Consider the following 13,025-nt stretch of genomic DNA (forward strand, 5'->3'; position numbering starts at 1 on the left):
TTTTTCACTCTTCCACCTTCCATTTTTAAGGAGAATGAATGGAAAACGTATTCAATATGTTATGCTAATAAAATATCATCAATATGAAACATCACACGAGAGAAAAAGAGGCATATGCATAATAAAAGCCCTTTGCCATGGCAGCAAAGAGCTTCTATGTATGAAAAACGGGGGATGATAAGATTGTCTCCTGAATCGACTCCTTTTATACTATAAAGAAACAACATTTTTGGAGGAAGCTCATGACATCATTTCAATTCACGAAAATGCACGGATTAGGAAATAATTATATTTACGTTAATCAGATGAAGGAACAGCTTCCAGAAGAGCAGCTATCAGAGATAGCGATTCGCGTTTCTTCTGTTTATACAGGAATCGGTTCTGACGGGATGATCCTGATTTGCCCATCAGATGTTGCACCTGTGAAGATGCGCATTTTCAACAATGATGGATCAGAGGGCAAAAACTGCGGTAACGGGCTGCGCTGCGTCGCAAAGTATGTGTATGAGCATCAAATTGTGACGGACACAACGTTCCAGATTGAGACATTGTCAGGACTCGTTGAAGCTACCGTTCACGCTCAAGATGGTCATGTTCAGCTAGTCACAGTAGATATGGGAAAACCACGTTTTGAAAAAGAAGCGATGCCGATGCTTGGTGAACCGGCCAGCACAACAATTAATGAGCCGCTTGATTTCGGCACTGCGAATTTAAATGGAACAGCCGTTTCAATGGGAAACCCACACATCGTTTTTTATTTAGAGGACATTGAAAAAGCACCTCTTCATACACTTGGGCCGATCATTGAAAAACACGATATGTTTCCAGAAGGCGTTAATGTAGAATTTGTTGAAGTTGTCAGTGAAACCGAACTGCATTTTCGTGTGTGGGAAAGAGGCTCAGGCATTACACAGGCCTGCGGAACAGGGGCTTGTGCTGCGGCTGTATCCACGATTGTGAATGGGAAGGCGAAAAAAGAAACAGACATGACAGTTCATTTAGCAGGCGGGGACCTCATCATTCGCTGGAAAGACAATGACCACGTGCTTATGACAGGTCCTGCGGAGACCATTTGTGACGGGACATTTTATCTCTAAACCATTTATTTGAGAAAAGGCATCATCACGTTTATAATTGAAAAAGAAACATCCAGTCAAAAGGAGGGATGATCATGAGTACACCAGTAACCATTACAGAAGCTGCTGCACTGCAGATTAAAGATATGATGAAAGAACATGAAGAAGAAAATGCGTTCCTTCGAGTGGGCGTAAAAGGCGGAGGCTGCAGCGGTCTTTCATACGGCATGGGCTTTGACCATGAAGTCTCAGAGAAAGACACGCAGTTCAAGCAGCACGGCATAAATGTCCTTGTCGACTCCGAAAGCCTTGATATCATGAATGGAACCATCATTGATTTCAAACAATCACTAATGGGCGGCGGTTTCACGATTGACAATCCAAACGCCATCGCATCATGCGGGTGCGGTTCTTCTTTCAGAACAGCAACGAATACCGGTACGCCGGAAGAGTGTTAAATTCATAACATTAATAACAAACAACCTTCTCAATTAGAGGAGGTTGTTTGTTATTAATAATGTATATTTGAAATAACACATGGAAAAATACACTTTTTTTCATACAATATTACTATATTTATTTTTACAGTTATTGACTAATGATGAAGATTGTGCGAATCTATAAATAGACACAGAGACTTTCTTCTGGACCTTGAAGTTTTAAAGGTAAGCTAATTTCTTTGGAACATTGATTCTTTAAAAGAATATTAACTATTCAACTTTTTAAAGCTCTGTGTCTTAATAAATTTGGAGAAATAAAAATTATGATAGACGATATTAAAGAAGACATTAAATCTTTAAAAGACAATAGAATATGGATTACAAAAAAAGCAAGAATGGAAGCTGAAGCAAGATTGAACCGAAATAATCTTTTTGCACAACTCTTAGTTAATTACTATACCTTTGTTGTTTTGGCTTTTTCCATTTGGACTCTAGTTTCACAAGATAAGGTAATGTCTCTATTAACAGTCATTGCTTCAGTAGGGCTTTTTGGAGTATCTATCTTCGTGAGTTCAGCCGGCTTTAGGGAAAAAGCGCTTCAGTTCAAAGACTCTTATTCAAATTTAAATGAACTGGAATTTGAACTAAACAATTTACTGAGAATTTCTGATTCACTCGAAATTTATGAACTTATTAAAAAACTTAAAGAATATGAGATGCAATATAATAATATTTTGAATAAGATAGATAATCATAAAGATGTTGACTATATTAAAGTGCGTTTAAAACATCAGTCAAATATTACTTTTGGGCCGATTGCATATTATTATTTTAACAAGGTTGTTTATTATACTTTTATAATATTGTTATTAATTATTCCATTTGTTCTTTCAATAATTTATTTAATCATGAATTTATAAGGAGAGAATTAATTGTCAGCGAGTAGTGAGTTTAAAAAATATTATTCTATTTATAAGCTAGAAGAGGTATTTAAACTTTATATTAAACATGATAGTGCACTAGGTATAGATAAGATGACTTATAATAATTTTGTGGAAAATCAAAAACAAATATTTGAAATTATAAATAGGAAAGTCACTTTGGGTACATATAAATTTACTGCTTATAAGGAAAAACTAATATTAAAATCTAGAAATTCATACCCGAGGCTTATTTCAATACCTACTCTTAGAGACAAACTTGTTTTGAAATCGTTACACTTGGTTTTATCTAATACATTTAGTGAAATAAAACAGCCATTACCACAAGAATGTATTCAAGATATAAAAAATTGCAAGGATAAATTCAATAAATTTATTAAATTGGATATTTCTGATTTTTACGGAAATATAAGACATGGAATACTGATTGATAAATTAAAGAAAAAGATTAAGAAAGAAGAAATCCTATCTTTAATTAAAGAAGCAATAACAACACCGACATATTTAGGTGATGGTGGAAAAACTCAGGAGATAATCACCCAGGGGGTACCCCAAGGATTGTCAATATCAAATATTTTGGCAAACATATATTTGCATAATTTAGATTTAGATTTTCAAGAAAGAGAAGACCTAAAATATATTAGATATGTTGATGACATTATAATTATGTGCACAGAGGAAAATTTTAAAAAAGTTTATAAAGAAATTAAGTATGAATTGGAAGGAATTTATAACCTTCAATTAAATATTGATAAAGAAGAAAAAGGTGATATTAAAGAGAACGGTTTTAATTTTTTAGGCTATGCTTTAAAAAATTCGTCTAATGGTACACCAAAATTAACTGTTAAAGAATCAAATAGTAAACGATTTGAGAATTCAATAGTTAAAATATTCGCGAAATATAAACATTCTAAGAGAATGTCACCTGAACAATTTATCTTTACAATTAATAATAAGATAACAGGCTCTATTAGCAGTAAGGTAAACGGTGATAAAACTAAAGAATTCAGATATGGTTGGCTATTTTATTTTTCTCAAATGGAGGATACAGAATTTTTATATCATTTAGACTGGTTTGTCAGAAATTTGTTGGATAAATTTCAATTGGATCATATAGATAAAAAGAAGATAAAAAAGTTTTCAAAAGCCTTTAATGAAATAAAATATAATTTTAAAGAGAGTACTTATATACATAGACCTGATGATTTGAATGTTCAAGAAAAAAAAGCACTGTTGGAGAGTATCTTTAAGGTACCCAATAAAGATTTAAATAACGAACGCAACATAGAAAAAATTTATAGTAAATTGGTTTATAAACCAATTTTAGAATATGAAAAAGATATTTCTAGTATTATTTCCTAGAACCTTATTGGATCCCATCTTACTTAGCTTTTATAATAAATTTAAAGGAAATGAATTTTTAGATTTCAAAATCGCTCAATTTTGTTACAGCTTGCCCGAACAACTGGCTATTTCCACTCGAAAAGAGTATCATGAAAACCAAACATAAACTGTAGTGAGAAAAGAGGTTGCTGAGGTTTGAGTGAACAAATCAATTGCAGGAACTGTCATGAATTGATTCCGTATCGTTCCAAAACGTGTCCATCTTGCGGGATTGAGAAGCCGCTTCCGAAAAAGGAACGTGTGAAGGATCGGGTGATTTTGGTTGTGGCAGGGATTGTTGTGGTGCTGCTTGCTGCAATGGTACTTGGAATGGCAAATGCCTATATTGGGGTTTTTAAATAAACGAAAAAGGAGTTCCGCGAGTGGGAACTCCTTTTTTGATCCGTTCTTATTTGTTTTCAAATAAGCTTGTGGAATGGAGAGGCTGTACACGGGCTTTCGGGTCCATGTAGGCTTTCGCATTGTTGACAGCAGTTGGTGCTTCACCAAATCCGCTTGCAATCAATTTGACTTTTCCTTCATACGTACAGATGTCTCCTGCCGCATAGAAGCCTTCAATGTTTGTTTCCATTGTAGATTTCACTACGATGGAGTTCTTTTCGATTTCAAGGCCCCATTGTTTGATTGGTCCAAGGGAGGAAACAAAACCGAAGTTGACGATCACGTCGTCCACATCAAGCACTTGTTTTTTGTCGCCTTTGACTTCTTCTAGCACGATCTGTTCAATGCGGTCTTCACCAATGAGCTCAGTTGGCACAAATGGAGTCAGTACATTGACCTTCGAGTTGTGCAGGTTTTCTACACTGTGCTCATGTGCGCGGAATTTATCGCGGCGGTGAATGATGGATACTTCTTTTGCGATTGGTTCAAGCATGAGTGCCCAATCCACCGCAGAGTCCCCGCCGCCAAGAACGGCCACGCGTCTACCGGCAAATTGGTTCAAGTCATTAATGAAGTAGTGCAAGTTGCTTCCTTCAAATGATTCTGCTGTATCCAATTCAAGCTTTCTCGGTTGAAATGCACCGTTACCAGCTGTGATGATGATCGTTTTAGAGTAATGAACCTCTTGATTTGTGACAAGTTTAAAGATCCCATCTGCCTGCTTTTCAACTGTTTCAACTGCCTGCTCTAAGCAAATGGTTTGATCAAATTTATCCATTTGTTCCTTTAAGTTATCAACTAATTCTTGTGCGCGGATTTTTGGGAAACCAGCCACATCATAAATATATTTTTCAGGGTAAAGAGCGGATAGTTGACCGCCGAGCTGAGGAAGGCTTTCAATGATTTTCACACTTGCCTGTCTCATGCCTCCGTAAAACGCAGTAAACAATCCAACTGGGCCGCCCCCGATAACGGTAATGTCATATACCTTAGAATCTTCTTGCATTCCTTTAATCCTCCCAAATGAAAATTGTTATCACTATATCATATCATACCACATATCGTCGTTTGACTTGTTTTGAAAAACTTGTCGTTTTTTGATGCTGAAGCTTTGAAAAGGAGGAAAAAGTGAGAAAGACCGTTTATCATAAGGATTTTCAGTTTAAAGCCTTGAAAATTGGAGCAGAACTCGCTATTATTGTTAAGGGAACTAAATATTAATTTTTTATGAATTTTTGTCGGATACGGTCAAATGCTTTCGTTTTATGTAGGTGAAAGTTCAGATTTTCACAAACTTATTTTTTTGTTTAAATTTCATAAAATGCCGCAAAGCGGTTGAGAATAACGATATGTAATTCTTTATCCGTTTTACAGCAAATTTAAAAAAGGTGGATGTGATTCCAGTGAATAAACCGAAAATCGTTGTATTAGGTGCAGGTTATGGCGGATTAATGACTGTAACAAGATTAACAAAACAGCTTGGCACAAATGATGCGGATATTACTCTTGTGAACAAGCATAATTATCATTACGAAACAACATGGTTACATGAAGCAAGTGCAGGTACACTTCATCATGACCGCTGTCGTTATCAAATCAAAGATGTAATTAACAGTTCCCGTGTCAACTTTGTACAAGCAACAGTTGAAAGCATTGATAAGGATGCGAAGAAAGTTGTGACATCAGATGGCGAACTTTCTTATGACTACCTTGTTGTTGCACTTGGTGCTGTTCCTGAAACATTTGGTATTGCAGGATTGAAAGAATACGCATTCTCAATCTCTAACATCAACTCTGCTCGTCAGCTTCGTGAGCACATCGAGCTTCAATTTGCAACGTATAATACGGATGCTGAAAAACGTCCAGAGCGTTTGACAATCGTTGTCGGCGGCGCAGGATTCACAGGTATTGAGTTCCTTGGTGAGCTTGGAAACCGTGTGCCTGAGCTTTGCAAAGAGTATGACATTGATCAAAAAGACGTGCGTATCATCTGTGTAGAAGCTGCGCCAACAGCTCTTCCTGGATTCGATCCAGAATTGATCGACTATGCGATGAACTACCTTCAAGGTAAAGGTGTTGAGTTCAAAATCGGTACAGCGATCAAAGAATGTACGCCTGAAGGTATCATTGTTGGAAAAGACGATGATACAGAAGAAATCAAAGCTGCAACTGTTGTTTGGGCTGCAGGTGTACGCGGTAACCCAATCGTTGAAGAAGCTGGTTTTGAAAACATGCGCGGCCGCGTAAAAGTTTCTCCAGATCTTCGTGTACCAGAAAATGATGATGTCTTCATCATTGGTGACTGTTCATTGATTATCAATGAAGAAATCAACCGTCCATACCCACCAACTGCACAAATCGCTATGCAGCAAGGTGAGACAGTAGCGAAAAACCTTGCAGCACTAGTAAAAGGTGGATCTCTTGAAAGCTTTAAGCCAGACATCAAAGGAACAGTTGCTTCTCTTGGTGAACACGACGCTGTAGGTGTTGCGTTTGGTAAAAAACTTCAAGGAACAAAAGCTTCTGCAATGAAAAAAATCATCGACAACCGTTCATTATTCATGGTTGGCGGACCAGGACTTGTTCTGAAAAAAGGAAAATTCAAGTTCTTCTAAACCGATATAGACAAAAACGTGTATCCCTGTGGTACACGTTTTTTCATGTTTGACGGAATATTTTCTCACTTGGTACTGGACAGAAAAATATGTTATGATGAATTATCAGAAAATTTAGATTAAGGAGTGGGCAATATGAATGCACAAACAAAGGAAAAAACATCAGCCTGTCAATATTGTTCAGGAAAAGGGTATTTTCAGCTATTGCTCGGCGGATCTGAAACGTGTGAGGAATGTAAAGGGACAGGAAAGAAGCGTTAATCGATCTGCTTTTTCCATTGATTGACTTCATCTCTATTTCCAAGTTAAACTAATGATGGGATATTTGGGGGTGGAGATGAAGTGATCAGTTTACCAGTCGTTATCATTTCAGTTATTTTATTTTTCGTGTTATTCTTTGGCATTGGTTTTTTGCTCAATATGCTGCTGAGAATGTCATGGATTATGGCTATTTTATATCCAATTGTATGCCTTTTCATTATTAACAATCAAAAGATGATCGCTTATGTAAGAGAGCCTGGCACTGCTTTTTCAGGAATAGGAGACCGGATCGTCTCACTCGCTGCGGCAGATATCATCATCTTATTAAGCGGCCTGATTGGTGCGATCGCATCAGGTTTTGTCATTAATGCACTTCGAAAAAGAGGGTATCAAATGTTTTAACTCACTTGTGGACACGCAAGTGGGTTTTTTTGTTTCTCCTTTGCATAGTTTCCATTTTGTTTGGAAACAAATAGATGGGTAGAGGAGTGACAAATAGAGATGAAAACATGGATGAAACGATTGTTCATGACAGCGCTATTCATGATTGCACTTTTGACAAGCTTTACGGGCATATCTGGAGTCGAACCAAGTGATTTAGCTGCATGGGTGAAAGAGACCGATGCGGGCAAGCAAGTGTCTTCTTTTTTTCAGCAGCCAAAAAGGGAAGCGATGGCACTCAAAAGTGAAGATTCGCGATCTGTTTCTCTCGAAGAAGCGTTTAATTGGAACGATTATCCGAAGCAGAAGGTTGTGGCAACCGGCTATACAGCAGGTGTGGAATCAACAGGCAAAACGAAGGAACATCATGCATATGGCATTACATATTCAGGCGTCAAAGTGAAACGTGATTTATATTCAACAGTGGCAGCCGACCCATCCGTTTTTCCGATTGGAACGGTGCTGTTTATCCCAAACTATGGCTACGGTGTCGTTGCAGATACCGGGAAAGCCATTAAAGGTCATAAGCTTGATTTATACTATGAAACCGTTGATGATGTGTATAGAGAATGGGGTAAAAAAGTGCTCGATGTGTATATCATCAAAAAGGGTGAAGGGACGTTAACGGAAAAAGACTTAAATCAGCTCAATGAAGCAGAATCGATGCAAGTATTCCGTCAGCAGTTTCAAGCCAATAAAGAATAAAAAAGCTTTGGGCCGTTTAAGGTCCAAAGCTTTTTCGCTTCTACATGAAGTAATAATCTAAGATGAGTGTCAGCAAGATCCCTGTTAAGCCGCCGAAGAAGACTTCAATCGGCTTATGACCAAGAAGCTCTTTTAATTTCTTTTGCTTTTCTTTTTCTTCCACATTTGGGAAATTCTTTGCTTCGGAAACAAATCGGTTAAAATCTGTTACGAGCTTGTTGAGAACAGTCGCCTGTTCTCCTGCCTGTCTGCGAACGCCTGTCGCATCAAACATAGTAATAATGGCAAAGATGGCGGAAATGGCAAAGATAGATGTATCTAGCCCGTGCTCTAAAGCCACTGCTGTGGAGAGTGCTGTTACTGCTGCGGAGTGTGAACTTGGCATTCCGCCTGTGCTTGTAATGAGCGACCAATCTAGTCGTCTAGAAATAATAAATTGAATCGGTACTTTTACAAATTGTGCAAAAAAGATGGCTGCTAGGCTGGCAAGCAGCGGAAAATTCGTCAGTACGCTCATGAACAAGAAACATCCTCTCTTTAAGAAAAAATATCGTGCGAAATGATGAACTAAAAATCCTAGTATGATGAAAAAATGATAGCAGTAAAAAATGCTGCCAAGTCCATGTTCATTATAACATTAAAGAAACTAGATGTGGAACGAGGAGAACACGGACAGGCAACTTAGGTTTTCGGTGCTTTTTCATGATGCCCTTCCACGTGTGAAAATATAAATGTTCATCAAGTAAAGACAGACTGGCAATGATCGTATAGGCACGCAAATTTTGATATAATAGAAGTTCCAATGTGAAAAATGGAGTTCATTAAGGAGCGTGTGATAAATATGTTTTTCTCGACAAATGAATTGCAGCATAAAGATACACTGGCGATCGGACTTTTTCAAAAGAGCCAATTATCAGGAAAAGCAAAAGAAATGGATGAATTACTTGAAGGAAGAATCACTGAATTATTAAAAGAAGGCGACATTTCATCCAAACGAAATCAGCTTTCGAAGTTTTTCCCATCCCCTGAAACAGGCATCAAACGCATTTATTTTGTCGGGCTTGGGAAGGAATCAGATTACACGTTTGAAGAGGCAAAAGAAGTGTTTGCCCATTTATTTAAAAAGCTTCATCAAGATAAAAAGCAAGCGGTTTCTGTCTTGCTGGATACGTTTGTTGGAAAGGATCTGCCTGCTCAAGATGCAGCCCATGCCCTTTCTGAAAGCTGCCTTTTAGCTACATATGAATTGCAGGATTTTAAACATAAAACAAATGAACCAGATCGCTTTATCGAGTTTGTTTATGCAACGACGGAGCATGATCAAGCTGAAATTCAAGCGAGTCTGAAAGTCGGGGAAGTATACGGACAGTCAGTCAATTCGGCCCGTACCCTTGTGAATATGCCGCCGAACATGCTCACATCCTCTGATCTCGCTTCGTATGCGGCAGAGCTTGCATATAAATATGAATTTGAGATTGAAATTTTAGATAAAGAACAAATGGAAGAGCTCGGAATGGGCGGTATTTTAGCCGTCAATAGAGGCTCAACAGAACCACCAAAACTCATCGTGCTGAAATATCAAGGCAAGGAAGAATGGACAGACGTCATCGGTCTTGTCGGTAAAGGCATCACGTATGATACCGGCGGCTACTCTTTAAAGCCAAGAGCGAGTATGGTTGGCATGAAAACAGATATGGGCGGCTCAGCCTCTGTTTTAGGCGCAATGGAAATCATCGGGGAACTTCGCCCAGAGCAAAATGTCATTGCGGTCATCGCCTCAACGGATAATATGATTTCCGCAGACGCTATGAAGCCAGACGACGTCATTGTGTCACTAAGCGGGAAAACAATCGAAGTGCTCAATACAGATGCAGAAGGCCGTCTTGTTTTAGCAGATGGGGTGACATATGCGAAGCAGCACGGTGCCTCTGTCCTTGTAGATGTGGCCACATTAACAGGCGGTGTCATTGTGGCGCTTGGAAATGAGACAACAGGCGTAATGACCAATAACGATGAGCTGTACGCTCAGTTTAAAGAAGCATCAGAAGAATGCGGTGAAATGATCTGGCAGCTGCCAATCACGGAAAAAGATAAGAAACGAGTACGAAACAGCAAAATGGCTGATCTCAATAACTCACCAGGCCGTGATGGTCATGCGATCATGGCAGGTGCTTTCATTGGTGAATTCGCAGAGGATACGCCTTGGGTTCACTTAGATATTGCAGGAACTGTAACAACAGAAAAACCTTCATGCTTTGGGCCAACAGGGGCAACAGGTGTGATGGTAAGATCACTTGCTACATTTGTGGAACGATTTGAAGGAACAAAATAAAGAATAAGGCTCTGCCGGATGGCAGAGCTTTTTTATGTAGGACATACGCCATTTGACGAAGTTTTTTTTCTATGGTAACATACGTTGGTACTTTAATTATCTACTACATTAGTAAACTAAAGGATTTCGGAGGTTTCACCATGAATGCAGTTGTTTTAGCGGTTGTTTTAATGTTGATATTAAGCTTGCTGAGGGTCAATGTCGTGATTGCGCTGGCCATAGGTGCTTTAGCTGGCGGACTTGCAGGTGGATTAGGCTTGGGAGGAACAGTGGACGCCTTTACGGATGGACTCGGAGGAAATGCAACCGTGGCGATTAGTTATGCGTTATTAGGGGCATTTGCTGCGGCGCTGACGAAAACAGGTCTTCCAGATGCCATGGTTGAAGGAGCAGTGAAGCTTCTAGGAAAAGAAGGCGATTCAAGACGGAAAACACTATCAAAAGTGCTCATCGTTCTTGTCATTTTGATCGTGTCCTGTTTCTCACAGAACGTCGTTCCTGTTCACATTGCCTTTATCCCAGTCCTCATTCCGCCGTTATTAAAGGTGTTTAACGAGCTTCAGATTGACCGCAGACTGCTAGCGTGTGTCATTACCTTCGGACTCACTGCACCATATATATTACTTCCAGTCGGTTTTGGACAGATTTTCCACGGAATGCTTCGTGACAATATGAAGGAAGCGGGTCTGACCGTAAACCTTGCAGATATTCCGTATGCGATGCTGATTCCTGTAGCAGGAATGGTTCTTGGCTTGATCGTTTCCATTTTTGTATATCGAAAGCCGAAGGTATATGAGAATCGTGAAATTACAGATGTAGAGAAATCGGCTTATACGAAAAAAAGCTTATTCTTTGCCGGTCTTGCTATTCTCGTTTCGTTGATTGTCCAGCTTTATCTATCGCAAAGCCTTGGTGTGGAAGGAATGATCTTCGGTGCACTCGCAGGACTGCTTGTCTTGTTTGTGACTGGAATGATGAAACGCGATGAAGCAGATGAACTTATTACATCTGGAATGAATATGATGGCATTTATCGGTTTTGTCATGCTTGTTGCCGCTGGGTTTGCCAACGTTTTAACAAAAACAGGAGACATTGAATCTCTTGTCAAAGCATCTTCCCAATTTATCGGCAACAGCCAGAGCCTTGCAGCGATTTTAATGCTGCTTGTCGGCCTGCTTGTGACAATGGGGATCGGATCATCATTTGCAACGATTCCGATTATTACAACCATCTTTGTTCCACTTTGCTTACACTTAGGATTTAGTCCAATGGCCACCATTGCCATTATTGGCTCTGCTGCGGCTGTTGGAGATGCAGGTTCACCTGCAAGTGACAGTACGCTTGGACCAACATCTGGATTGAATATGGATGGACAGCATCACCACATTTGGGGAACTTGTGTCCCGACTTTTATCTATTATAATATTCCGCTTGTTCTGTTCGGCTGGCTGGCGGCGATTATTCTGTAAAATGAAAAGCTTGTAGAGAAAACGATGATGTTTTTTCTATAAGCTTTTTTGTTGTTCGTAGATGAAAAAATAATTAGGACAAAAGTATGAATTAAATGAATCTTTTTTCCTCTATCTTACGTATATATGCTGATAAAAATGAAAAGGGGAAGATGGGATATGTCATTTTTTAAAAAGCTAGCGGCAAGTGCTGGGATTGGTGCAGCAAAAGTAGATACCATTTTAGAGAAAAACGCTTATTATCCAGGACAAGAAGTAAAGGGAACTGTCCATGTAAAGGGCGGGAAAATCTCTCAGGAAATCCGTCATATCAATGTTAAAATTGAAACACAGTATGTGATTGTAAAAGATGATGAAGAGCGTAGAAAATATGCCAACATCCATTCTGTCCGGGTGGCGGATTCTTTTACCATCCAGCCTGGAGAAAAGCATGAATTTCCGTTTTCATTTATTCTTCCTATTGATACCCCGATGACGATCGGAAAAGTAGAAATTGCAGTGGAGACAGACCTTGATATCCAAGGCGGAATCGATAAATCTGACTATGACCGCATTTTCGTTGAAGCACATCCTTGGGTGAGAAATGTACTGCAGGCCACTAGAAATCTTGGCTTCCACCTGAACGAAGCAGACTGTGAGCAAGCACCTTACTTTCAGCGGCGCCTGCCATTCGTCCAAGAATTCGAGTTCATTCCGACATCAGACTACTATCGCTATATGCTTGATGAGCTAGAGCTGATTTTTCTGATAGATGAAGGCGGCTTAGACATTGTTTTTGAAGTCGACCGCAGAGCAAGAGGCCTGAGAGGATGGCTCGAAGAGATGTATAATGAAGGAGAACAGCTTGCGCGCTACCGCTTCAGTCCATCAGATCTTGAAAATGTAGAAGTGCTTGAAGGAATGCTAGAACAAATCATAGATCAATACGCTGAGTAACGATGAAAAAAGAGCCTGAATGAT

The 13,025-nt window shown here is 39.1% G+C and carries 14 protein-coding genes; 12 read left to right on the forward strand and 2 right to left on the reverse strand.

The window, feature by feature from the left end:
• Positions 1–242 precede the first annotated feature (242 nt).
• The 5 genes from dapF (at position 243) to OIT90_RS04495 (ending at position 4,203) form a co-directional block, all read left to right on the forward strand.
• The gene (gene dapF / locus OIT90_RS04475; RefSeq protein WP_039181179.1) at positions 243–1,097 is read left to right on the forward strand and encodes a diaminopimelate epimerase; all 855 of its coding nucleotides are present in this window, start codon (positions 243–245) and stop codon (positions 1,095–1,097) included.
• Between the two features lie 74 nt (positions 1,098–1,171).
• Entirely contained in the window at positions 1,172–1,534 is a 363-nt protein-coding gene (locus tag OIT90_RS04480; protein WP_024425967.1) for a HesB/IscA family protein, read from the forward strand.
• A gap of 305 nt (positions 1,535–1,839) precedes the next feature.
• A complete protein-coding gene (locus tag OIT90_RS04485; RefSeq protein ID WP_474892291.1) occupies positions 1,840–2,436 on the forward strand; it encodes an SLATT domain-containing protein in 597 nt (198 codons plus the stop codon).
• A gap of 12 nt (positions 2,437–2,448) precedes the next feature.
• Entirely contained in the window at positions 2,449–3,819 is a 1,371-nt protein-coding gene (locus OIT90_RS04490) for a reverse transcriptase domain-containing protein (protein WP_474892292.1), read from the forward strand.
• Positions 3,820–3,996: 177 nt separating this feature from the next.
• Positions 3,997–4,203 (forward strand): hypothetical protein, encoded by a 207-nt coding sequence (locus OIT90_RS04495; protein WP_024423352.1) that lies wholly within the window; start codon positions 3,997–3,999, stop codon positions 4,201–4,203.
• A 46-nt stretch (positions 4,204–4,249) separates the two neighbouring features.
• Here the strand turns inward: OIT90_RS04495 and yumC are convergent, their stop codons facing one another.
• Entirely contained in the window at positions 4,250–5,248 is a 999-nt protein-coding gene (yumC, locus tag OIT90_RS04500; RefSeq protein WP_039181175.1) for a ferredoxin--NADP reductase 2, read from the reverse strand.
• A gap of 391 nt (positions 5,249–5,639) precedes the next feature.
• Here yumC and OIT90_RS04505 point away from each other — a divergent pair, with 391 nt between their 5' ends.
• The 4 genes from OIT90_RS04505 (at position 5,640) to OIT90_RS04520 (ending at position 8,264) form a co-directional block, all read left to right on the forward strand.
• A complete protein-coding gene (locus OIT90_RS04505; RefSeq protein ID WP_200900219.1) occupies positions 5,640–6,857 on the forward strand; it encodes an NAD(P)/FAD-dependent oxidoreductase in 1,218 nt (405 codons plus the stop codon).
• Between the two features lie 135 nt (positions 6,858–6,992).
• Positions 6,993–7,118 carry a YuiA family protein gene (locus OIT90_RS04510; protein ID WP_158333015.1) on the forward strand — a complete coding sequence of 42 codons (126 nt, stop codon included), beginning with the start codon at positions 6,993–6,995 and terminating at the stop codon, positions 7,116–7,118.
• An 81-nt stretch (positions 7,119–7,199) separates the two neighbouring features.
• Positions 7,200–7,520: a YuiB family protein gene (locus OIT90_RS04515; protein WP_039181171.1), complete on the forward strand. Its 321-nt coding sequence runs from the start codon at positions 7,200–7,202 to the stop codon at positions 7,518–7,520.
• A gap of 99 nt (positions 7,521–7,619) precedes the next feature.
• Complete coding sequence (locus OIT90_RS04520; RefSeq protein WP_474892293.1) at positions 7,620–8,264, forward strand: 3D domain-containing protein; 645 nt, start codon at positions 7,620–7,622, stop codon at positions 8,262–8,264.
• A gap of 40 nt (positions 8,265–8,304) precedes the next feature.
• Here OIT90_RS04520 and OIT90_RS04525 read toward each other — a convergent pair whose 3' ends face one another.
• Complete coding sequence (locus OIT90_RS04525; RefSeq protein ID WP_474892294.1) at positions 8,305–8,781, reverse strand: divergent PAP2 family protein; 477 nt, start codon at positions 8,779–8,781, stop codon at positions 8,305–8,307.
• Positions 8,782–9,105: 324 nt separating this feature from the next.
• On the opposite strand from OIT90_RS04525, the gene OIT90_RS04530 reads away from it, so the two are divergent.
• The 3 genes from OIT90_RS04530 (at position 9,106) to OIT90_RS04540 (ending at position 13,001) form a co-directional block, all read left to right on the forward strand.
• Positions 9,106–10,596: a leucyl aminopeptidase gene (locus OIT90_RS04530; protein ID WP_474892295.1), complete on the forward strand. Its 1,491-nt coding sequence runs from the start codon at positions 9,106–9,108 to the stop codon at positions 10,594–10,596.
• 140 nt (positions 10,597–10,736) lie between these two features.
• On the forward strand, positions 10,737–12,065 hold the full coding sequence (locus tag OIT90_RS04535; RefSeq protein WP_024425962.1) for a Na+/H+ antiporter family protein: 1,329 nt from the start codon (positions 10,737–10,739) through the stop codon (positions 12,063–12,065).
• A 159-nt stretch (positions 12,066–12,224) separates the two neighbouring features.
• Positions 12,225–13,001 (forward strand): sporulation protein, encoded by a 777-nt coding sequence (locus OIT90_RS04540; protein ID WP_039181164.1) that lies wholly within the window; start codon positions 12,225–12,227, stop codon positions 12,999–13,001.
• Positions 13,002–13,025 lie beyond the last annotated feature (24 nt).

Source organism: Bacillus sp. ABR, assembly GCF_056172715.1.